Annotated in this window: 19 protein-coding genes and 2 pseudogenes; 11 read left to right on the plus strand and 10 right to left on the minus strand. The window is 53.2% G+C overall.

What is annotated here, in order from left to right:
• Positions 1 to 199: 199 nt before the first annotated feature.
• The 5 genes from QMK51_RS24595 (at position 200) to QMK51_RS24615 (ending at position 4,668) form a co-directional block, all read left to right on the plus strand.
• Positions 200 to 1,180 (plus strand): integrase domain-containing protein, encoded by a 981-nt coding sequence (locus QMK51_RS24595; protein WP_320392285.1) that lies wholly within the window; start codon positions 200 to 202, stop codon positions 1,178 to 1,180.
• Positions 1,177 to 1,452 carry a hypothetical protein gene (locus QMK51_RS24600; protein WP_320392286.1) on the plus strand — a complete coding sequence of 92 codons (276 nt, stop codon included), beginning with the start codon at positions 1,177 to 1,179 and terminating at the stop codon, positions 1,450 to 1,452. Before QMK51_RS24595 ends, QMK51_RS24600 begins: the two co-directional genes overlap by 4 nt.
• A 484-nt stretch (positions 1,453 to 1,936) precedes the next feature.
• A complete protein-coding gene (locus tag QMK51_RS24605) occupies positions 1,937 to 3,136 on the plus strand; it encodes a hypothetical protein (protein WP_320392287.1) in 1,200 nt (399 codons plus the stop codon).
• Positions 3,126 to 3,701 (plus strand): hypothetical protein, encoded by a 576-nt coding sequence (locus QMK51_RS24610; RefSeq protein WP_320392288.1) that lies wholly within the window; start codon positions 3,126 to 3,128, stop codon positions 3,699 to 3,701. The genes QMK51_RS24605 and QMK51_RS24610 overlap by 11 nt, the downstream gene beginning before the upstream one ends.
• A gap of 424 nt (positions 3,702 to 4,125) precedes the next feature.
• The gene (locus QMK51_RS24615; RefSeq protein ID WP_320392289.1) at positions 4,126 to 4,668 is read left to right on the plus strand and encodes a hypothetical protein; all 543 of its coding nucleotides are present in this window, start codon (positions 4,126 to 4,128) and stop codon (positions 4,666 to 4,668) included.
• 72 nt (positions 4,669 to 4,740) lie between these two features.
• Here QMK51_RS24615 and QMK51_RS24620 read toward each other — a convergent pair whose 3' ends face one another.
• From QMK51_RS24620 to upx, 3 genes are all read right to left on the minus strand, one after another.
• The gene (locus QMK51_RS24620; RefSeq protein ID WP_320392290.1) at positions 4,741 to 5,511 is read right to left on the minus strand and encodes a reverse transcriptase domain-containing protein; all 771 of its coding nucleotides are present in this window, start codon (positions 5,509 to 5,511) and stop codon (positions 4,741 to 4,743) included.
• Positions 5,495 to 5,656: a hypothetical protein gene (locus QMK51_RS24625; RefSeq protein ID WP_320392291.1), complete on the minus strand. Its 162-nt coding sequence runs from the start codon at positions 5,654 to 5,656 to the stop codon at positions 5,495 to 5,497. The genes QMK51_RS24620 and QMK51_RS24625 overlap by 17 nt, the downstream gene beginning before the upstream one ends.
• 447 nt (positions 5,657 to 6,103) lie before the next feature.
• On the minus strand, positions 6,104 to 9,919 hold the full coding sequence (gene upx / locus QMK51_RS24630; protein ID WP_320392292.1) for an anti-phage protein Upx: 3,816 nt from the start codon (positions 9,917 to 9,919) through the stop codon (positions 6,104 to 6,106).
• Positions 9,920 to 10,390: 471 nt separating this feature from the next.
• On the opposite strand from upx, the gene QMK51_RS24635 reads away from it, so the two are divergent.
• Both QMK51_RS24635 and QMK51_RS24640 read left to right on the plus strand, forming a co-directional pair.
• The gene (locus tag QMK51_RS24635) at positions 10,391 to 10,774 is read left to right on the plus strand and encodes a nucleotide pyrophosphohydrolase (RefSeq protein WP_320392293.1); all 384 of its coding nucleotides are present in this window, start codon (positions 10,391 to 10,393) and stop codon (positions 10,772 to 10,774) included.
• Positions 10,775 to 10,798: 24 nt separating this feature from the next.
• A complete protein-coding gene (locus QMK51_RS24640; RefSeq protein WP_320392294.1) occupies positions 10,799 to 12,667 on the plus strand; it encodes a DUF2075 domain-containing protein in 1,869 nt (622 codons plus the stop codon).
• Between the two features lie 358 nt (positions 12,668 to 13,025).
• Here the strand turns inward: QMK51_RS24640 and QMK51_RS24645 are convergent, their stop codons facing one another.
• Positions 13,026 to 13,973 carry an IS110 family transposase gene (locus QMK51_RS24645; RefSeq protein WP_320390752.1) on the minus strand — a complete coding sequence of 316 codons (948 nt, stop codon included), beginning with the start codon at positions 13,971 to 13,973 and terminating at the stop codon, positions 13,026 to 13,028.
• 296 nt (positions 13,974 to 14,269) lie between these two features.
• Between QMK51_RS24645 and QMK51_RS24650 the strand changes: the two are divergent.
• From QMK51_RS24650 to QMK51_RS24660, 3 genes and pseudogenes are all read left to right on the plus strand, one after another.
• Positions 14,270 to 14,462 (plus strand): annotated as a pseudogene (locus QMK51_RS24650) (hypothetical protein); the annotation flags it as partial.
• 112 nt (positions 14,463 to 14,574) lie between these two features.
• Positions 14,575 to 14,880 (plus strand): annotated as a pseudogene (locus QMK51_RS24655) (transposase domain-containing protein); the annotation flags it as partial.
• Between the two features lie 33 nt (positions 14,881 to 14,913).
• Positions 14,914 to 15,570 carry a VOC family protein gene (locus QMK51_RS24660; protein ID WP_258697631.1) on the plus strand — a complete coding sequence of 219 codons (657 nt, stop codon included), beginning with the start codon at positions 14,914 to 14,916 and terminating at the stop codon, positions 15,568 to 15,570.
• A 290-nt stretch (positions 15,571 to 15,860) separates the two neighbouring features.
• On the opposite strand, the gene QMK51_RS24665 is transcribed toward QMK51_RS24660, so the two are convergent.
• From QMK51_RS24665 to QMK51_RS24690, 6 genes are all read right to left on the minus strand, one after another.
• Complete coding sequence (locus QMK51_RS24665; RefSeq protein WP_320392295.1) at positions 15,861 to 16,142, minus strand: GNAT family N-acetyltransferase; 282 nt, start codon at positions 16,140 to 16,142, stop codon at positions 15,861 to 15,863.
• 38 nt (positions 16,143 to 16,180) lie between these two features.
• Entirely contained in the window at positions 16,181 to 16,537 is a 357-nt protein-coding gene (locus QMK51_RS24670; RefSeq protein ID WP_320392296.1) for a hypothetical protein, read from the minus strand.
• Positions 16,507 to 16,650, minus strand: a complete 144-nt coding sequence (locus QMK51_RS24675) for a hypothetical protein (protein WP_258700831.1) — start codon at positions 16,648 to 16,650, stop codon at positions 16,507 to 16,509. The genes QMK51_RS24670 and QMK51_RS24675 overlap by 31 nt, the downstream gene beginning before the upstream one ends.
• A gap of 206 nt (positions 16,651 to 16,856) precedes the next feature.
• Positions 16,857 to 18,197 carry an MFS transporter gene (locus tag QMK51_RS24680; RefSeq protein WP_320392297.1) on the minus strand — a complete coding sequence of 447 codons (1,341 nt, stop codon included), beginning with the start codon at positions 18,195 to 18,197 and terminating at the stop codon, positions 16,857 to 16,859.
• Between the two features lie 41 nt (positions 18,198 to 18,238).
• Entirely contained in the window at positions 18,239 to 19,780 is a 1,542-nt protein-coding gene (locus tag QMK51_RS24685) for a class I adenylate-forming enzyme family protein (protein ID WP_320392298.1), read from the minus strand.
• A 2-nt stretch (positions 19,781 to 19,782) separates the two neighbouring features.
• Positions 19,783 to 20,958 (minus strand): acetyl-CoA acetyltransferase, encoded by a 1,176-nt coding sequence (locus QMK51_RS24690; RefSeq protein WP_320392299.1) that lies wholly within the window; start codon positions 20,956 to 20,958, stop codon positions 19,783 to 19,785.
• Positions 20,959 to 21,110: 152 nt separating this feature from the next.
• Here QMK51_RS24690 and QMK51_RS24695 point away from each other — a divergent pair, with 152 nt between their 5' ends.
• Positions 21,111 to 21,683, plus strand: coding sequence for a LuxR C-terminal-related transcriptional regulator (locus tag QMK51_RS24695; RefSeq protein WP_258697636.1), 573 nt, complete (start codon positions 21,111 to 21,113; stop codon positions 21,681 to 21,683).
• Positions 21,684 to 21,769 lie beyond the last annotated feature (86 nt).

The raw sequence follows: 21,769 nt of genomic DNA on the forward strand, positions 1-21,769 counted from the left end.
TGCCTCCACCCGCCCACCGGTAACGGTGCTCAGGAGGCCAGATCATGAGATGCCCTTGCTCCCGGACGTAAGGAGCCGCCAGTCCCTCGTTAGAGGACATCCCCACAGGTCGCAGGGGCCTTGATCCCTGATAACACTCAGCATTCTTGGCGGGATGACGTGGGGCGAGGACTGGAGAGCAGAAGATGAGGTGATCGATATGGCATTGGTGGGTAGACGCGATGGCCGCAATTTCGGCTACGGCAGGCAACTGAGCTATGCAGGGCCGCAGGCGTTGAAAGACATGTTCTGCGGCGGCCACTACGGCACGGTGAAGGCACACAGTGATCGGTGGCAGACATTCGTTAAGTGGTGCCGCTCAGAACAGGGGCCGGGTATCAATGATGCGCGGCAGATTGATCGGAAGGTGTTGGCCGACTATGCGGCATATCTGCGTGACCTGGTTGGGCGCGGTGATCTCGCCGTCAGCACCGCACAAAACCGGCTATCCAGCGTTAACAGAACCATGGCGGCGCTTCGCGGTGATCAGTGCGTGAAATTGTCCAGCCCGAGCAAGGCACTGGGCATGCAGCGCACCGGGGTTCGACAGTCGGTGCCGCAAGGCCAAAACCGCGAACAGGTTGAGCAGATCGTCGACGCACTTTCCAGCCGTCATCAACTACGAGCCGCTGCGATCGTTCTGTTGGCGCGAGCCACCGGCATGCGCTTGCGTGAGACCATCTTGGCTGACTTGCCACGGCTAAGTCGTGAAGCTAACAACCTAGGCAGGATTAACATTCAGGACGGCACCAAAGGCGGCCGCGCCGGTGCCTCGGCGCCAAGATGGATTGCAGTGGACGACCATGTTCGCGAGGCACTTGGGCTTGCCCGACAGGTGTCGCCTGCGGGTAGCCGCAACATGATTGCGCCGCACGAAAGCTACCGGAACCTTCTACAAGAAATCATCCGCCCTGCGCGAGACATCCTGCATGCACACAACCTCAAAGGCTTCCATGATCTACGAGCGGCGTACGCGTGTGAGCGCTATGAGCAAATTACCCGGCATCGCGCGCCTATCAACGGCGGTCAGTGTTGCCAGGTAGATAGGAACCTTGATCGTGAGGCCCGGAGGCAAATCAGCAATGAGCTGGGGCACGGCCGAATTGATGTGGTCGCTGCCTACATTGGAGGGCGCGCTTGAGCAAGTCATTCGACATGGAGCTGTTCTTGTCTGCAGTGTTGACGGGCTCGCACGCAACTCGACAACGCCATTTACGGCAAGCCAAGCTCATCCAAGCTGAGATATCTGAACGTTGGCAGCTAGAAACACCTTGGGCCTGGAAGAAAAAACATGTTGCTTGGTTTCTTGGACACCGACTAGCTAGCCGATGCGAGGCGACCCGGTATTACTACCTGCTGACCGTGCGGCTGCTAGCTCGTCGGTTAGAAAAGCCATGGGTCTTCAAGTGCTGAGCGAAGGTCTGACTTTAATAGTCACGACCGATCGCAATCGACCATTGCTGCCGTTGGAGGAAGGCAGCAAACGGCCGACTTTGTTGAAAAAGCCGGTCCTTCCAGACTGCCCACATACTGACTGCTGAAAACGCCTTTTTTGCGCGCAACTATGCGAAATCCGAGCCTGGAACCCTCTGCTCAAAGTAAAGATTTCAATCTCAAGCGCGTACTCTTCTGCCGTGAAAACCATGGCCGACATTTTCAACAGAATCGGCCAAAAGCCGCCATTCAAGTCCTTGGCTGGGCTAACTCACTCAGCCCATGAAATATCAGAACAAAACCCTCGAAAGACGCTCTCCCTTCCTTCCAAGGCACGGCGCAAAATCGATGCCATCATATGGTGGCATGCGGCATTGATATCTGATTAGAATGGAACACGCCATGGATCGGCAATTGCTAGCCATCTTGCGCCCCCTTCATAGACGGTGAGAATTGGTTAGATATGGACTTATCAAGTGTAAAAATTGCTAAATATAGCGGCCAACGGATATGGATGGTAAGGGCCCATGAAGGAAAATTTTTACGTCATTTTAAAAATGGCTCCGTTGTTACAATCGGCCATCTAGATAAATTTTACAATCACACTGAATCTAGCACTTTGGATATTCCAACTGATGAGAGCATTCGAGGACTTATTTTATCGAATGCCGATTTTGTTGATACCAAATCAAAAATCAGAAAATTTAACGGAAAAGGTAGAAACTGCTTTCATCAAATTTCACACTTTATAAACGATATTAAGAAAGGTGATATAGTAGTATCACTTGACAATACAAAAGTTATGATTGGTGTTTGCCAATCGACTAAGGCTCATTTTAGTTCCCGACCAATAGCATCATCGGCAGACCCTAAAGAGCTTTCCACTGTCAAGCTAAAACATCGACTCCGCAAAAAAGTTGAATGGGGCCCAACAATTCAACGCGATAAAATTAGTGGACTCTTAAAAGAAACCTTTCAGTCTAGACACACAGTTACAAACCTAACCGATCACTGGAAAGATGTTTTTGGCCTGTTATATCCTTTTTTTAGTGATGAGAAAAACCTCTATTTCTCGACTCACATCGGAACTAGAGCAGATATAAATGGAAAAATAATAAGTAGATTTTTTGACAATCTTTCTAGTGCTCAGCTCGTTGCCGAAAAGCTTATGCTGGGAGTCATAACAGATGACTTTATAGATCGAATTTTAAACGATGAAATTGACTGGGACGAATTCGATCTTACTGCTAAGGCATTTTTCAAGTCACCTGGTGACGTGTTCAATAAGATTCCATTACCGAAGGGCTCCGATGAAGGCTTTTCACTCAAAGTACTTGCACTAGTACTATTGCTTTTATCTGGACAATCAAATGCTGACGACGCGGCCCAGCAACTTGACCCCTCCGGCAATTCGGCGTTGCTCTACACCCCGTCTGATATGATTGATGAGCGCTATCTTCCTCGGAATGGCGCGGACAATGTCGATCGATTGCTAGGAGAGCTTGCACGCAAAAACTCACAGCGTTTGGAGCGTATGAAAAAAGCTCAAAAAACGGCGAAGATCAAAACAAAACTCAAACTTTCAATTCCAAGCCATGAGACTTCCTCTTTAGAAGGTAAGGCGGGAATAAAAGTTACGAGGATTAGCTCTAATGAAGAGTAATATTATCGAAGTGGCGGGCGGTACATTTGTCGTTACAGCAATATCATACGCAACTGGAATTGCCTACTATAATGCTTTTTTTAGAAATTTAAATGGCAATCCTGATTTATTCTCAGTATCCCTTGAGCGAATTCTATTCGAGGGAGGCCGCCAACTATTAGCAATAGCATTTCAGCCGGCACTAATTTTTATAGGAATAACATTGAGCGCATCAATATTAAACTTTGCCCTCAACAAACTCGGCGTAGATTATTTCAGCAAAAAAGCCACGTCAATAATGACTTCTTCCATTTGGGCATCTATCAACCGGTTTAGCTGGGCCTATATATTTCTCGCGATGTCCATAATTACCGGGTACTCTTTTGGTTCAGGCAGGGAAGCAGGAGAGCGATATGCTCAATCGTCTGAGTGCACGGTCGCCTCCGTTAAAACCGAGAAAAAAACTTTCTCCGGGTGCTTGGTTTACAAGACTGATACGGAAATATGGTTGATTACAACTCAGAATAACGAGAAGCTGCTGATCAACATCCCAAATGATAAATATCTCACAATGGAGATTTATTAAAATTACATTAGGGGGACGGCAGGTTTGAAAAAGTGGCTCGATCCTCCTACTCGAGAGTTGCACTTGACCGATTAGTGCGCATGCAACGTTGATCAGCCGGCAGCATACAATTACACAGAGCAAATACAGTGATTGGATCAGAGAGGTGCTGAAATTAGCGCAGGAGCTCGGTTTTCGTGATTCGGACGTTCAAACTGCTCGAAAACGTTTTTATACAGCCTGGGTCATTAATGGACGTTCGCAGTAAGGGCTCTACCGGCCCTAACGGGTCGTCTTCCCAACTCGTTAGTTTTTCTCTTTCCTCGCCCCTAGCTTAAGACCAGCAATTTTAATTCGCTGCTATGCTTGTGCTTTTACAACGCAAAGTTCCGTTCCGTCATGCAGCTGGCGAACAACTGCAATAAAATGCTCTGAGGAGTCGCCCGTGATTAATGAATCATATTACTGGAAACAACCCCTCCTCCGTTCTGCTCGGTGGTTGGAAAAGGCACTAATTGCCGAGGAATCTAGCGAACGGATACTTGCTCGTGCCGAACGCGAGATTTTCGTCGGCTTTTATGCAATTAGGAAACTTCTTGAAACTTTCAAGCTATCCACTACAACAAAGCTGTTAAAAAGCGAGCTGAGTTTTTTCTCCGCGCGAGAGAACGCCAACCCCGACTATTTCAACAGGGATAGTCTTGAGAAGCACTACAACCTCGGCATTGCAACCACACAAACCCTGGACATTGAATTTATATGCAACCAGGTAATACATAGCTTCATATTCATATTCGAACTAAGCGACACCGGAAATATCGGCGGCTTTTATTTGTCATCGGACAAAATGAGAAAGCGCAAACTATACTTTATACCCATTGCCACGGTGACTCGTTTGTTCCGGACGGTGGGTCGAGACTACCCCACCGATCAGCACTTCAAACGAAACCCAGAAACTGGCCAATGGGAAGATACTTACTCCAATTAATTAAGAGTCACGATCAGGGTCGAGGTGGTGTAAATGCTCGAAGGTTTGAATAGCCAAAAAATCGCGCCAAAATCAATAGTCAAGCATGAGCGCCTGTGCGGGATTAACAGAATAAACGTAATTTCTAATGCCGTCCTTCTGCTTCTCATTTTTAGAGTTTGTGTAGGTGTGCCTTAGCTCCGCAAGTCGAACTCCACAAATGGAAATCGAGTTCTCGTTGAGGTCAATATTAAATGCAGTAATTTGTGGAGAAGGGCCTTTTAGCTTTCGCTCGTTCAACATGAGCCCAGATTTTTCGCAGCTTTCTTTAATTTTCTGAAGTGCTCGCTCACCAGCCTGTAGCGTCTGAGCCGAAATAATTATGTCGTCTACATAAACACTGATTTTAACGTCTTGGCTGCTGTGCAGCATCTCAATCGTTTTACCTAACGTACTTTTATGAAGACACAATGATGCGATGATAGTGGACTGAACAAAGCCAAATGGTAATGCGAAGGCTTGCCCCTGTTCTGTAGGAATAGACACTGTCGATTCCATTGCGATTTTTCGAGCTGCCTTATATCCAAAATATGGCTTTAGCTCGCGAGTAATTCTGCTCCGATTAATACTATTGAAAAACTTCCGAAGATCGGCATGAATGAAATATTTTCCTCCCAGGTGAGATTTTATGGCATCTACATGCCCACCATCTCGTAAGTGGTAAAAATTTCGTGGTGGCTGCCATCTAAGTTGAATTAGTTTTTTTAGACTCCTGCCTTCCACTACCGCTTCCGGAGTCGGAACGTAAACCCACGTTTCTGATTTAAGTTGAAATCGACTTAACCATTTATGAGAGTTTTGCATCGCGGGAATGCTCGGAATAGTTAAAAGCCACGCTCAAGAGCGGCAGAGCTGTTTCCAAAAGCTTCAAAATGGCCGTAACCATCACGATAACTTTGGTAACAAACTCAATACGCTTTTGAGCTTGGACGTAATCAAATTTCTTCATGATTACTACCTCATCCTAATTCCTGGCTGACCGAGCGCAAGCGCATGGCTTTACAACCAACGAGGAAAACCCATGACCCATAACGAGTAACTTAGGGCATCCCAGAGATCACTTAGTGACGCGATGAGGGACACGCTGACAAGCAGCCTGTCGCCAGGAAGACTGGATCCTATCACCTCGTCGAAACCGTATGCAATTGAGACCATCAGTTCCAAGCGCACCTTTGGTCGTATACCGTATGTGAAAGCAGGAAAGGCCTTGATTTTTGCCTGTCCACATTTTTGTCCAACCCTTGCTAAGCGCGACCATCCCTGAATGGTAAAACACCTATTGGGTCTGTTCGGAGCACTCGCAAGCCGTCTGCTTTTGGCCGACTGCTAACTGTCGCCACCGTCTGCTATGGGTTGTGGATTCAACCGGTCGATGCAACACTCCCGTTTCTTTCGATCAGTATTTCAGAAGATCGTCTGGCCGCCCGACATACGTACCTTGCAGTGCAGCGATCTGCGACTGCGCGTAAGCGACAGGGGACGCCCCGCTGAAAACGAGCCAGGACACGAGTTCGGGATCTTTGACTGATGTGAATCGTGCCAGGTCAGGAAGATTCTCTCGCGCCAGTGCAACACGCTTCAGATGCCTTTTGAGCTTGTCAGGTTTGCCCTTTATGTCTTCACCCTGATATTCGGAGAGCTGGGAAGCGACTTCTGAGTAGTTTCGAGCGAGTGAAAGGTCCTTGCATTCGACTATGAGTACTTGGTTGCGGTCCGGACGCCAAGCTAACAGATCAATATCGCCTGGGTTTGTTGGCAGATTTCTCCTCAGTATCTCAGGGAAGCTGATGCCGCGCCGAACAGTCCATCCTGCGTCTAGCAATTCTTTTTCCAAGTTTTTTTCGAAAGTGTGTCCCTCCCGAGCCTCCCCCAGCCATTCATCTCTCATCCCCTCCGTCCGGAAGAACTCCCGTTTGAGTCGCCCTGTATGTGCCCCGTTGAAGAGGTAGTGCAGAGAGTTGCCCAGTTGTCCCGGTGATACGATCACCAGCGAGTCTAGGCTGTCTTCCATCTGTAATAAAGGCCGGGCTACTACTGACAGGCGGCGACCAAAGCGCCAAGGGTAGATATCAGAGAGGTCAAACTCGTCGGTCACCTCGTCCCACTTTGGGCGAGCTTGTAAGACGAATTGGTCAAGAAAAGCGGACGTGACAGTATCGTCGAGCCCGGCGGACTTACCGACAAGCTCCAGCTGGCTCCGCTCCATCGTGAAAATTGCCGTCTGTTTCGATATGCCAATTGACTCAAGCGCATGGACGAAACGGAGGCCCTCTTCGAGCGTAAACCCCATCTCCGCCTTCCAAAGCGCCAGAAAGGTCTCGGTGTCATCATCGACCGTGGCAGGGGCACAGTATGCGTCCTCATCAGTCACTTCTTCGAAGTCATCCGCTTTTGCGTAATGCTGCTCGAATCTTGCAGCATGAGCTTCGAACCGCTCATTCGTCGCCTTAGACAGCAAAGGCTCAAGCACCATTTCTCCAAGCTCGTCGCGGAAGAGAAGGTCACCCAAGGGAGATATTTGGACCTCGGCCGGCAGCGCCCCAAAACGTACAGCGTCGGACATGCCGCCAATGCGAAAGAGTAATGCTGCTTGCGCAAGGAGGCGACCAAGCGCCATGTCGGAGGGTTCGGCCCCGCCCTTATTGGGGCAAGCGCAAAGGGCCAGTTCGATTACTAACCTGGAGGTCAGTGCTGCACCGGCAAAACGTCCCAACTGCTTGGCGATCGTATCCTCGACCCCGACTTCACCAGCATGCAGTCCGAGGACGGCAGCGGCCGTCCGATGCCAATGGTTTTCATCGCTTCGTGCCCGTTCGCAGTTCTCAAGCAGGCGGTTGAGGGTTTTCAGACGATCGAAGCGAGAAAGCTCGCCCTGCATGTCATGAAGGAGTACATCTACTACGTCGTTGAGGAGCTTGCCGACCGCCTTCTTCCCCTGGTATTGGGCCGGCGCATCGGCAGCAACCGAACGCCAACCGAGCCCAACTCTGGCCGCACCTGACTCGGTGTTCTCGACAGTCAAAAGGTGTCGCCTCAGGGAACCACGTACACGGTCACTGAAGTCGAACGTTTTCATAATATGGAAGCTACGTGCGGCGTTATTGGGAACCGCTATTCGCTCGATTGCGAACCCTTGGTCGATCGGTGCATCGATACGTAGAAGTGTGGCAAATGCAGTGCCAAGGGCGCGCACTAAAGCGCGTTCTGCACGGTTGTCCGGCGCTTGGAAGCCAGCAAGATACCCGTCTTTCAGCAAAACCCGTATAGCCCCCTGTTCACGGACACGCTCGAGTCTCCAAAAGGTATTTAGGTCAGGTGGAACCTGCTCATTGTGGAACCGGCTAATATCACCGTCACCTTCAAAGTGCAGGTAGATCTTCACGGACTTCCTTGATCTCTGCTCGCCAATGGCTTCAACCGCCTCGCCAATTCGCCCAGCCCAAGTGCGTACCATCTTCGCTAACTCAGAAAGGAGCATATGATCTTGAGCATTAGGTGCTTCAATCGTCACCCAGAGGTTGAACTGCCCTTCATACACACAACTTAGCCGATGTGCTTCAAGCTCATCGATGGATACATAGCACCTGCTTTCGCGTTCGGTTGGGAAGAAGTCAGCCGCTGACGGCCGCATAACACGGTGCCACCTGCCGGTGTTGTCACAAATGCGGTGCCAGTCATACCCCATGTCTGCTGCCAACCGCACTTCACGAAGCATATCTGTCGGAATTGTTAGCATCAGAGGGCGCTCTGGGGTGATGCGCCCTTCCGGCAGTTGATTGTGCGGAACCATATGGCCGTCATTGGCGCGTGCCCAGCCAAGAAGGTTGAGAATGCCGTTGACATTGATTATTCGCACACCTGCTCGCGCTATTATTTCTTCGGCGTCCTGCACACGCCAGAAGGCGAGTGCGGACATATCGGGCAGCGAACCTAAGCGGAAAAAGTCTGCGCTAGACATCCACTCGAACTGCCATGCCGCAGGCAGCTCGGGAACCGAGCCGAAAAAGCCCGCCCCCCAGCCACAACCTATACGCACGACTATGCCACGCTGAAAGTCGGGATGTCCGGCAAGTTCAGCAGCGGTTTTTGCAGCGCGGGCGTCGAGGAGATTCGCTGTTTCATCATCTAGCCGGAGCATGCTGCTGAAGCCTTCGTCCGAGTGCTGCTGCATGGAGGGCAAGACGAACTGGAGCACCATGAAGTGGCCCACATCGACTGAGGAGTAGACAGTCGCCGATCGGGTTGTCCTATCCTTATCCCAGGACAACCGAATCCGCGTGCCGTTACCAAACGCAGGCATTTGGGACAGAGTGCGCGCATGGGCGTTGGCCAATGCCCTGTCGAGGTTGCCCAACTCACCCTTCTGCACAGCGAACGCTATCACCGCGTGGCGAAGCGCGATGGATAGAGCAGTGGGCAGCACGACGACAAGGCCGTCACCTATTCGAAGCAGCGGACGCTGCTCCAATACCCCCGCGCTGGGCGCCTGGCTAGCTAGGGTATTGATCTGTGTGTGGTCAAGAATAAAGGGGGATAGATCTGCAATTGCTACACCAGCCGCCCTTAGCATGCGCTTCGTCAAGGTGACACGTGAACGGAGCTCGCTCGCGTCAAGGCCACCGGTCTCAAGCGAGCCGGAGTTGGTTTGACGACCCGGCTCCAACCGACGCAGACCGGAGTTGGCGCAGATAACGTCCGAAAGCTGTAGAAGCGCCTGGATGGCCCGCTTAAGAGGGATGAAGTAGCCCTCTTCGGGCATAGCGAAGACAATGTCGACCATCAGCTGTGTATAAAAGCCTGAGGCCTCCCATATTCCTTCCAGAATGCGGTAATCGCCCTTGAGGTTACCAACAATGGAGACGAACACATCCTCTGCCGGATCTTCCCCAACTACACTGCTCGATGCGCCAATAGACGTATACCAGCGGCGTGCATCGTCGACAGTGGCAACCTGAGGGCCCTGGCAGTGAATGAGGGCAAGTGCAACCAGCAACTCCAGCCGTAAACATTCTGGCTGATGTGCAGGAAGGGTTAGCAGACTAGCTAGCAAAGCCACTGTGCCAGCCCGTTCAAAGTTGGCGAGCTCGGCTACAAGTCCAGCGTTATCCTTCGCGACATCACCCAACGAGTTACTGGAAGTTGCCCAGGCAGCCTTATCGGTCATCGCCTCAAGCAGGGATTGCAAATCTGGTTGAGAGAGAGAGTCGTTCACCTGCATCTCCAGAAGAAGTGATTGAGCTTGCGAATTCTACGTGAAGGGGGAATCAGGGCCCAGCAGCAGACATCCTCTCGCAGAGCATCAATCAAAAGGGCCCAAAAATTCCCGATTCGATTCCACAGAAAGCCATAAATAGCTGATTTTTTTATAGAGAAAAAACCCACCAAATTCAGTCCCGCGAAAACCGGGACCTCACGGCCGACAACCGTCCGTCTGGCGCCGGAGGCGCGCTCAGGGTTGTTGCCGCTGAACAGTTCGGGGGAGGAAGTGTCCTGCCCCCGGCAATAATCCGTTCGTCTGGTGCCAGTTGCCATCACCTGCTAGCCAGAAACGGCCCATAATGCGGCCAGCAGAGAGCGTGTGAGAAAAAACACAAAAAAGCTGCGCAAGCAGCGAAAACTCTTACAATCTTACGCCAGATTCCCTACACATTTTTTTGCCCCCCGATACTCAAGAGATAGCCCCGTGAGTGACTCAGACAGCTCATCCGCGCCACTGGTTGACGTAGTGAAGCTTGCCGCATCCCTTCAGCGTTTCGCAGATGATCGCGACTGGCAGCAGTTCCACTCCCCAAAAAATCTCATCCTGGCGCTCACTGGCGAGATAGGAGAGCTGTGCGAGATTTTCCAATGGATGAGCGATGCCGATTCGCTCTCCGTAGCTAAAGATCCCGAAATCGGCCTAGCCGTAAAAGACGAACTGGCGGACATACTGATGTACCTGGTTCGCCTGAGCAGCGTACTCGGCATTGACCTCAACGAAGCGGTGACACGGAAGCTCGTTTCCAATGGCCAGAAGTACCCCGTGGATAAAGCCAGAAGCAACAGCAAAAAGTACGACCGACTCTGACCAACACGCATCTAAGGACAACCCGTGATCGTTTACGCTGCGACCAAACAGCAATTTCTTAAAGACAACGATAACGATGACATTGAGGAGGTGATCCTCAGGCATTACAAGGAAGCTACCGGCAAGAACGTTGGCACATCGGAAATCAGGTCGTGGCAAGGATCCCTAACGTACATGGCCAAGGTCCTTAGAGACGAGGGCCTGCCGAGCGACGCAGGCCTGGCCATTGAATTGCACATTCCGCAGTCGTCGAAGCGAATCGACTTTCTACTCACCGGTCGCGACGAAAACCAGGCAAAAAAGGCCGTACTGATAGAGCTGAAGCAATGGAGTAAGGCCAACGCCACAACCAAGGATGCCATCGTAAAAACGGCGTTGGGTGGCGGCCTCATTGAGACCATTCACCCGTCCTATCAGGTATGGTCATATGCAGCGCTGCTGGAAGGCTTCAACGAGGCGGTGTATGACAAAAGCATCGAAATCCGTCCGTGTGCCTACCTCCATAACTACGTCAGCGACGGCGTCATAGATTCAGCTCACTACGAGCCCCACATCAGCAAGGCTCCGCTGTTTCTGAAAGGCCCGGAAGAGCTCATTAAACTCAGAAGCTTTCTGAAAAAGCATATAAGTCATGGCGACAACAAAGAGGTTCTTTACGAGCTGTCCGAAGGAAAAATTCGCCCGTCCAAGGCGCTAGCCGAAGCCCTCGGGGGGTTGATGAAAGGCAAACCCGAGTTCGTATTGATTGACGATCAGAAAGCAATTTTTGAGTCGGCGCTGGCGGCGGCAAGCGAGGCCTCGGACCAAGCCCCCAAGGTGATGATCATTGAAGGTGGACCGGGCACCGGGAAGACCGTTCTAGCTATCAATCTGCTGGTGAGGCTCACCGAATTGAAGCTGATGAGCAAATACGTCTCCAAGAACGCAGCCCCGCGCAAGGTCTACGAGAGCAAACTGGTTGGCACCATCAAGCGCAGTCATTTCTCGAATTTCTTTTCAGGCTCTGGGGCATTCATCGACACTGAGCCCAACACATTCGATGCGCTTATCGTAGACGAAGCTCACCGGCTGAATGAGAAAAGCGGGCTTTATGGAAACCTTGGGGAAAACCAGATCAAGGAGCTGATTGATTCAGCGAAATGCTCAATTTTCTTCATTGATGAAGACCAGCGCGTAACCTTGAGCGATATCGGCAGCAAGCAGGCGATACGCGCCTTTGCAAAAGCCAAGGGTGCTGTGGTTGAAGAACACGTGCTGTCTTCGCAGTTTCGCTGCAGTGGTTCTGACGGTTACCTGGCATGGCTGGATGACACACTACGCATTCGCTCGACGGCAAATCCGACGCTCGAGACTCAAGAGTACGAGTTTAAGGTGTTCGACTCACCTCAGGCGATGCATGAAGCAATCAACGAGAAAAACCACGGAAACAAAGCTCGTGTGGTCGCGGGCTATTGTTGGCCTTGGTTGAGCAAGAAAGACCCCACCGCTGCTGATATCGTCATTGGTGACTACAAACGCCAATGGAACCTGGATCAGGATGGCAGCCTATGGATCATCGCTGAGAACTCCATTGAGCAGGTTGGCTGTATTCATACCTGCCAAGGTTTGGAGGTCGACTATATCGGGGTGATCATCGGGCCAGACCTAATCGTACGTGACGGTAAGGTAGTGACATCCCCGGACGAGCGCGACAAGCACGATAAATCGATTCGCGGCTGGAAAAAAATGATGAAAGAGCAACCTACCCTGGCGAAAAAAGAAACAGACCTGATCATCAAAAATACATACCGAACTCTGATGACACGTGGGATGAAGGGTTGCTACCTGTACTGCACCGACAAAGAGACTGCGCAGTACTTCGAGAGTCGGCTTAGCCAACACAGCAATCATTGACGGTATCGTTTACTAGGAACCCCTGTACCTGCGAGTGGGGACATCGTACGCGCAGGGGCAACAATCAACAGCGCGACCATTTGCTTGATAGACTCGATCCCGACTCGTTTTTTGGGCGGAGCTCAAAAAGCACCGTCCATCGGAATCCAGACCACTCAGCGTTCCAACTGGTATTCCAGGCAAGTTGACCAATAAATTATTAATCAGAAAAAACAGATAGATACCGTCTTGTTTCAAATTACCCCGGCCCACCAATCCGAAAACGACAAGGCCCGCCAAGTGCGGGCTCTGTTGCATCTGGGGTTTGGCAATCGATGGCTCCCCCCCTGTGGGAGATTCTATGGTTGAGGGGAAGCCCTCAACCGGCTTTTGGTTGGTATTCGCTCTGCCCTTTCAGCAGAGCGAATACGATCCGAGCAAGCTTGCGAGCCAGTATCACCAGCGCCTGAGTGGTGCTGAAGCCTCGAGCTCTTTGCTCTTCGTAAAAGCCTTTCCAGGCGGGCGTACGGCTGGCCGACATGGCTGCATTGTGCAAAAGCCGGCGGGCTTCCGGGTCACCTCGCTTGGTCAGACTCCGACGACCATCCTTTTGTCCTGACTTCGACACGCGCAGATCCATTCCCAGGAAGGCAATAAAGGCATCCGCGTTTCTGAAGTCGCCCCGCTGAAACGCCGTGAGCAAGCGGGCTCCGGTCAAAAAACCAATGCCTTCAACTTTCACGCAACGCTTCAACTGACTGAGCAAGCCGGCTTCCTTCAGATGATCATTAATCGTCTTTTCGACCAGCGCCTCAAGCTGCTGCATGGATTTCACTTGCTCGGCGAAAGCTGTCTTCAACAGCGGCTCATTCGCCCAGCTTTGCACCAGGCCGACCCGCGCCTGAACCAAGGCTGCGCGACGACGGAAGAGGCTCAGGAGCTGGCGGTACAGCGGTGATGGCGGGGTCCACGGATGAAGATCATCACCTTCGTTCTTCAGATAGCGAGCGAGCAGCCTGGCATCCAGCGCATCGGTTTTGGCACGGATATTCACCCCTTTGCGGTAATGGCTGAGCTCATAGCCACCCACCATGTAAATCGTGCAGCCGGCCTCATAGGCCAGATCAGCGAACTCCAAGTGATAGATATTGGTCGATTCAATAGCTACCGCGACTGTCCCTGGCAAGGCCTTCAACCACGTCTTGATGGCTGCTTTGTTGTTGGGAATCTCTTCAAGCAGGTCAAGTTCGGCGTGATAGATCACCAGTTCGTTCTTGGCGACATCCACACCTACGATCGGCTGTGTGACAGAAACCGGCATTGCCATTGTATTTCCTCCGGGATATGGTTTTGAACACTTGAAGGGCTCACCCAGAGGCGCAGGCTTGTTCCTATCGTCGGTCTAGCCAGATGCATTCTTTATCGGCGCTTGGGTGAAAGGAGGAGGGGCGAAATCTCCCACGGATCTGTACTGCGTCAACAGTCAGAATCGGGCTTTGTCCCTCCTCCTCCCTTCAAGTCCTACCATACAAGCGGGCTTACCCGCGAAGAGGCCAACCAGACCAGCACAAATCCCCCGCGGCCAAAAATGCAACCGCCGCCGCGACCGCCCTCGGAAATGCCCTGCGCCAAGCCCTTCTGATCATCGACATGCAACCCAGCTTCGCCCCTTCCCAATGGCTCATCGACGGTATCCAGGCACTCATCGGAACCCTGCCCGGAGACCTGCTGCCTGGCGGCTGGGCTTGCGCTGTTTGAAGAGAGGTTACAGACGACGCTGATTACCGATTTGACGGTGGGTTTGTCACTGGATCGGGCGACGTGGTGAGTGAGGTGCGATGGGAGCTGCCGTAGAGTGTTCAGGAGCAGGACACGATTGGATGATCATGCCGGTACTGAATTAATCGTGGTCTGGCCCCGTTTTTTTGGCCATCGCCAAGGCCCTGGATTACAGCCTCAAACGCTGGATAGCGCTGACGCGCTATCTCTATGACGGCGCTGTACCCATCGATAATGACTGGTGCGACAATCAAATTCGGCCGTAGGCTCTTGGGCGTTCGAACTGGCTGTTTGCGGGCTTATTACGCAGTGGTAAACGTGCGGCTGCGATCATGAGTTTGATCCAGTCGGCACGGCTCAATGGACATGATCCGTATGCTTACCTGAAAGACGTTCTCACGCGCCTGCCGACGCAGCAGGCGAGTGAAGTTGCTGACCTGTTACCGAATAATTAGGCAATCAAATCACAGGATTAAAGGGAATTAACGATGGAAATAGATCACATTTTTATCTGTGTGAATGATGACGGTCGAGGCGCTGACGCACTGAAAGCTCTCGGGCTTGCTGAAGGGACACCAAACGTACACCCAGGCCAAGGCACTGCCAATAGAAGGTTTTTCTTCCGAAATTCTTTCATTGAGCTTTTACATCTCACCGATGAGTTAGAAGCTCAAAGTCCGTTAACAGCGCCAACCCAACTCTTTGACCGCCTCAAGTGCGCAGATGGAGTCGCCGCGCCCTTTGGAATTTGCTTCAGACCATCCACCGTAGGCGAGAAGCCAATGTTTCCGGTTTGGGAATATCGACCTGTTTACTTACCAGCTACCCTGAAAGTCGACGTGGGACATGCGCCTATATCCGAACCGATGTGGTTTTTTCTTTCGTTTGCCAAGAGACCAGATGAGGCTCCGATTGAACGAGCGCAGCCGTTTGAACATCCCAACGGCTTTCGCGACATTACATCTGTGCAAGTTACCACCCCCAACAGCCAAGCTTTTTCTACCCCTGCCAACTGCGCAAACCAGCTGAAAGGATTTGAAATTGTTCACGGTGATGAGCATCTGGTCGTATTGGAAATCGATCATGGCGTAAGCGGCCAGACACACGATTTCCGTCCAGGGTTGCCGATGATTATGAACTGGTGATGCATTGACCTAACCATTCAGCCAACATCTCGTTCTGATCCCAACGCTGGGGGCACTGCTGTGTGCTTCACTGAGGTTTGGATTCAGGAGGGTGTGTTGGCCGGGCGCTTACGAACTCATCGGCACCCTGCCCTATCAAAACAGCTCGCCCATCAGGAATCATCGTGACGATGGTCATATGCAAATTCAGCGATCAGCGCACACTGGAACTGATCGGAGTGTGAACTCAGAATTTAATTGTGTTGCATCGACCAGTTGAATCCACAACCTATCGCGGACATCCCTCAGGATTACCCTTCAGGTATCACGATATTCGATTCGATTTTTTTCCCCATGCTGATGCGTGGCTCGGTCGAGTAGCCCAGAGATTCGTAGAAGGTTTTGACGCCTTCATTTGCGCTGACAATTTGCAGGTTGATTTTCATGCACCCTCGCGCCGTCAAGGCGCCCTCTGCATGACGGACCAGTTTTACCCCGATGCCTTTTCTGCGATGTGATGGATGCACCGCAACCGAATACAACCATCCACGATGGCCGTCGTATCCTGCGAGGACGGTGCCTTTTTTTTTCAAGCTTAAAATCGAAGAAATCTAAAACCCTCACTGCAAGCTCACAGCCTGCTGGCGATTTCCTTCCAGATGTAGGCGTAGTTGTATTTCAGCCAGCGAACCAGCACTTTATCGAACTGCCGGCGAAACCAATTACATTCTCTTGCCGCCAGCCTTTCCTCTATCGATTCTCTAAGTATGTCGGGATCGAAGCCCGTCCATACTGGGGGCACCGCGGCCACCAGATTGGTGAAACACACCGGTGCGACTTCTGAATAGAGGATTTCGTACAGTATGTCAGGATCAACGCCTCTGACCTCATTCGCTACATAGTCATATTCGACTGGGAGATCGTTGAATGGCTCGGAGAGTGCGGCTCGGACCTTTGTCAGTTGCGGTTCAGTAAGAAGATGTCCCAATGTGTAAATTCCTCCAGCTCTTCATCCAGTGAGCTCGCCACCGCTTCGCCTGCGACACCACCGACGATGATGCCTTGGCGCGCAGCTTCTTTGGGTTTGTTTTCAGCATTCAATATTTGATAGGTCGCCAGAACGGCGGTTCAAACGAACACGGCACCACTTCAACATCTAAAGACGTCCACGGACGTCTTTTTTTATGCCTGAAATCCATCAATGAAATCTGGTTCGCCCCTCTTGTGCGAGCCTATCCTCAAGCATTAACAAAGCCCGTCTTGCACGGGCTTTGTTGCATCTGGGATTTTGTCTATTGCGTGCATGCTCAAGCCGCGGGGGCCAACGCCATATCAGCTCGCCCAACGCCCGGCACCTCGACGGGACTGGCACAGGCGACAAAATCCTCCTTGCGCAACAGCACCAACGCAATCAACGACACCACCCCCGTACCTATGTAAAAGTACCAGGGCGACGTAATGTCTCCGGTCAGCTTGATCAGCCAGGTAGAAATCAGCGGCGCGCTACCACCGAATACCGCCACCGGAATGTTGTACGCCACCGCGATACCGGTGGAGCGGATTCGGGTGGGCAACAACTCGCTCATTAATGCGTAAGTCGACGAGGCATACAGGCCGAACAGGATGGCCACCGCCATCAACGGGTAGATAAACGAAGCAGGCGTCGCCGTGGGGGCCGATATGAAGAGCCAGTACATCGCCAAGGTGGCCAAGGTGCCGACCACTAACAGAAACGGCTTACGCCCGTTTCTATCCGTGAACGCACCGCCGAATGGCATGACGACTGCGGCCGATAAGCTGGCAACGAAGACGTAGAGCAAGGTCGTGCCGCTGTCGAACTTGAGAATGCTCGACATGTAGGTCGAGACAAAGGTCAGCACCAGATAGAAGATCGAGCTGTGCAGGGTAATGATGAAGAACACCAGGGCAATCGCCCGTTTCCACTGCCAGACTTCTCGCAGAGGCGCCTTGGAGGTTTCCCCCGCGCGCTGCAATGCCAGGAACTCGGGACTGTCTTCAAGCTTCAGGCGAATGTACATCGAGATCAGGCCCAGAGGCGCCGCAATCAGAAATGGAATGCGCCAACCCCAGGCTTGCATCAGGTCGGCGCCCATGACCCAAGTCATGCCGTTGGCCACGGCACCGCCCAGTAACAGTCCGAGCACCGCCGTTACCATCAACCAGCATGTGGCGAAGCCGCGTCGCCCAGGCCCGGCGTACTCGGAGATGAAACTGGTGATGGTGCCGATCTCGCCACCGGCCGAGAAGCCCTGTACACAGCGGATCAACACCAGAATGATCGGCGCTGCAATCCCTATCGAGGCATAGGTCGGCAGCACCCCCAGCAAGAAGGTCGAACCGGCCATCATCACCAGCACGGTGATCAGGGTTTTGCGCCGACCGATCTTGTCCGCCAGCGGACCGAAAAACAGCCCTCCCAGAGGCCGGATGAAAAAGCTCAAGGCAAAAGCCGCAAAACTGGCGAGCAGGCTGGTGGTCGGGTCATCAGAGACGAAGAACGCCTTGCCGATATAGACGGCGAGAAAACCATAGACGCCGTAGTCGTACCACTCGATCAGGTGGCCGGACGTTGCACCGATAAACGCCCGACGCCGTTGCCGGGCCGGTTTTTTCTGTTGAATGCCCACGTGAGGGACTCCTGTCTGATTTTATCCATGGGAAACACAACTCAGGGAACTGCAGTGCCGTTCGCGACCTCCTTCAACCAGAGGCGCAGCTCGCTCTTGAGGATCTTGCCGTAACTGTTCTTGGGCAGCTCCGTGCAAAATACGTACTTCTTCGGTTTTTTGAATGACGCCATGCGTTCGACGAACCATGCGTTGAGCAACGATTCATCGAGCGATCCTGCTGCACGGGGAACGACGAACGCTACCACCATTTCCCCCCACTGCACATCCGGCTCGCCAACCACACAGACCTCAAATACTTCCGGGTGCTGCGCCAACACTTCTTCTACTTCCCGAGGGTACACGTTGCAGCCGCCGGAAATGATCACATCCTTGGAGCGATCGGTCAGCGTCAGATAACCCACGTGATCAAGAAAGCCGATGTCGCCGGTTAACAGCCAGCCATCCACCAAGGTCTGCCGAGTCGCCTCGTCGTTGCGCCAGTAGCCTTGCATGACGGTAGGACCACGCACGGCGATTTCCCCTGACTGGCCGGGAGACAACGGCCGGTGCTCAGGATCCAGAATCCTGATCTCCATGCACGAATGTGCCCGCCCGACGGAAGCTGCCAGAGACGCCCAGTCGGGATGGTTTCGATCCGCAATCAACTCACGCGACAAAGCGCTGATCGTCATCGGGCTCTCCCCCTGACCATAGATCTGCACCAGCCGCGCGCCAAAGGTCTCGACCGCTTCTTGCAGATCCCTCAGGTACATCGGCGCGCCACCGTAGACAATTGTTTTGATCCCGTCGCCGCCGTAGCCTTGGCGCCGCGCCTGTTCAACCATGCGCTTGACCATGGTTGGCGCGGCGAACAACATGATATCGCGCAGCCCGCTCGCCAGCTCGAACAGCTCGTCGGCCTTGAAACCACGGGATTCGGGGACCACATGGCGAGCCCCGCAACGCACATGGATAAAGTTGTAGAGGCCGGCGCCATGGGACATCGGGGCCGCGTACACCACCGCATCATCCGGACTGACCGGATTAACGTCGAGCGGATAACACAGCGACATGGCCATCAGGTTGCCGTGGGATAGCATCACCCCCTTGGATCGCCCGGTGGTGCCGGAGGTGTAGAACAGCCAGGCAAGGTCATCGGCATCACGAGAGCAAGGATCTTCCAACGTCGTCGCACCGAACGAAGCACACACCACACTGTCCGTTTCATTCAGTTCACGACAGCCCTGCGGCAACATCTCGGGCGAGAACACCTTGCCGCACTCGGTGAAGATCAGACGGGCTTGCGCATCGTCGGCGATCCAGCCAGCTTCAACAGGGTGCAGCTTGCAGTTGATCGGCACCGCGACCGCGCCAATCCACCAGACGCAATAGAGTAATTCGAGATATTCGCAACTGTTCTTCATGAACAGCGCCACACGGTCGCCGGGCGCAATGCCGTGCTCGCCTATGAGCTGCGCGGCACGGCTACGGACATGAGCGACAAACGTGGCGTAATCGGCGACTTGCCGCTGCCCCTCAAATAACGCTGGGCGTTCTGGCCAGCGTCGACCGGCGTCGTTCAACCAGTTGGCAATGTTCATGCTCAAGCCCTGTGAGCCTGAAGCACCGAGGCGTAATTGGCGACCGCCATGCCACCCATGTTGAACAACAGACCGAACTCGGGGTTCGGCACGGCCAGGCCGACAGGCTCGCCCGTCAACTGCCAAAAGGCCATAGCGTGCATCGATACCCCCGTGGCGCCCACAGGATGCCCCTTGGCCTTGAGCCCGCCAGACAAGTTCACCGGCAAACGCCCGCCCACCCGCACAATACCGTCATCCAGCGCTCGGTGCCCCTCGCCTCTGGGGGCCAGGCCCATGGCTTCGTAGATCAGCAGTTCGGCAATGGTGAAACAGTCATGGACCTCGGCAAAACTCAGATCGCCCAAGGTGACATTAGCCTCGCGCAAAGCCGCATAGATCGCGCGCCGTGGGCCTTCAAACGCGATGATGTCACGCTGGGCAATCGGCAGGAAATCGTTGACTTGAGCCACCGAGCGAATCAGCACCTCACGACGAAACTGCCTGGCTCGCCTGGACGAGGCCAGCACAATGGCGGCAGCCCCATCGCTGATTAGCGAACAGTCGGTCAGGCGCAGCGCCTGCGCCACATACGGATTGGTTTTGGACACATTGTTGCAATGTTCGAAATCCATGACCCGGTGCATCTGCGCCAAGGGGTTGGCCATGGCGTTGGAGTGGTTTTTGGTGGCGATGGCGGCCATCGATGCCATCGGGCACTGGTAGCGGTCACGGTACTGTTGCGCAGCCAGGCCGAACAACTGCGGAAAACTGAGCCCGGCCTCTTGGGCGGCGTTCTGATAACCGGCACCGGTCAGGGCCTTGGTGACCTCGGCTGTAGAGTTGGAAGTCATCTTCTCGGCGCCCACGATCAACACCAGCTCAGCAGAGCCTGAAAGGATCGCGTTGATCCCCGCGTGAATCGCCGCCGAGCCCGAGGCGCAGGCGTTTTCACAGCGGGTGGCAGGCTTGAAGCGCAAGCCTGCGTCGGCTTGCAGCATCAATGAAGAGGGAAAACCATCCGCAACCATCCCCGAATTGAAATGCCCGAGGAACAGGGCGTCGACTTCTGAGGCGTCGATGGCGGCATCCGCCAGGGCTTCGCGGGTAACCTGCACGATAAGGTCTTCCAGCGTAGAACCGTCCAGACGACCAAAACGGGAGTGAGCGGCAGCGACGATGGAAACGGAATGGGGCATGGAGATTTTCTTCTGTGCTTGGATCAGGTATTCATTACAATGACCTATCGTCCGGATCACTCGCTAGTTCGTACAACTACGTACTCGCATAAGTAACCGCACTGACCCACGGTATCGTTAGTAAGGGATTGTAAGTCGAGGCAGGATGCCCAATGACCGTCTTCGCAAAGCAACTCAAAGACCTTGAACGTCTGGCGTTCCAGGTGTCACCCGCCCCGCAGCTCATCACCGGCAGCCGCGTGATGCTCGACTGCAACGAGGCATTTCTGGAGCTGTTCGGTTACGCTCGCGAGGAGCTTCTGGGTCATCTGACCCTGCTGATCTACCCCTCCCAGGCGGACTACAAGGCCATTGGCAACCGCAGCCAGAACTGGTTGCTCAACAGCCAGAGCGGCTCCTACTCCGATGAACGCTTCATGCAACATAAAAGCGGCGAGGTGTTCTGGGCCAGGTCCCACGGCTATACCCTGACTCTGGACGATCCGTTCAAACTGATGGTCTGGCACTTCGAACGCATGGACCGACCGCACCACGCGACAGTAAACCTCACTCCCCGCGAACGAGAAATCTCGATGCACATCGTCAATGGACTGACCTGCAAGGAAGTGGCAAAAAAACTGGCGATTTCCCACAGAACCGTGGAAGTCCATCGCGCACGCCTAATGAAAAAGCTACAGGCCAAGAACAGCGCGGAGCTGGTTTCGAAGATTATTGTTGTGAGTTGACGGGCAAGTAATAGAGAGAAGTTCTTTCATATACATCGGGAGGTCGAGATTCAAGGAAATACGTTCAGGGAACTTCCCGCGAAAGC

The sequence above is a fragment of the Pseudomonas sp. P9_31 genome (genome assembly GCF_034008235.1).
Lineage (GTDB): Bacteria > Pseudomonadota > Gammaproteobacteria > Pseudomonadales > Pseudomonadaceae > Aquipseudomonas.

What these genes read in the sequence shown, in the direction of transcription:
- QMK51_RS24595 (WP_320392285.1), top strand. Translation starts at nt 200, where the DNA reads ATGGCATTGGTGGGTAGACGCGATGGCCGCAATTTCGGCTACGGCAGG.
- QMK51_RS24605 (WP_320392287.1), top strand. Translation starts at nt 1,937, where the DNA reads ATGGACTTATCAAGTGTAAAAATTGCTAAATATAGCGGCCAACGGATA.
- QMK51_RS24610 (WP_320392288.1), top strand. Translation starts at nt 3,126, where the DNA reads ATGAAGAGTAATATTATCGAAGTGGCGGGCGGTACATTTGTCGTTACA.
- QMK51_RS24620 (WP_320392290.1), bottom strand. Translation starts at nt 5,511, where the DNA reads ATGCAAAACTCTCATAAATGGTTAAGTCGATTTCAACTTAAATCAGAA.
- QMK51_RS24625 (WP_320392291.1), bottom strand. Translation starts at nt 5,656, where the DNA reads ATGAAGAAATTTGATTACGTCCAAGCTCAAAAGCGTATTGAGTTTGTT.
- QMK51_RS24645 (WP_320390752.1), bottom strand. Translation starts at nt 13,973, where the DNA reads ATGGCAATGCCGGTTTCTGTCACACAGCCGATCGTAGGTGTGGATGTC.
- QMK51_RS24660 (WP_258697631.1), top strand. Translation starts at nt 14,914, where the DNA reads ATGGAAATAGATCACATTTTTATCTGTGTGAATGATGACGGTCGAGGC.
- QMK51_RS24685 (WP_320392298.1), bottom strand. Translation starts at nt 19,780, where the DNA reads ATGAACATTGCCAACTGGTTGAACGACGCCGGTCGACGCTGGCCAGAA.
- QMK51_RS24690 (WP_320392299.1), bottom strand. Translation starts at nt 20,958, where the DNA reads ATGCCCCATTCCGTTTCCATCGTCGCTGCCGCTCACTCCCGTTTTGGT.
- QMK51_RS24695 (WP_258697636.1), top strand. Translation starts at nt 21,111, where the DNA reads ATGACCGTCTTCGCAAAGCAACTCAAAGACCTTGAACGTCTGGCGTTC.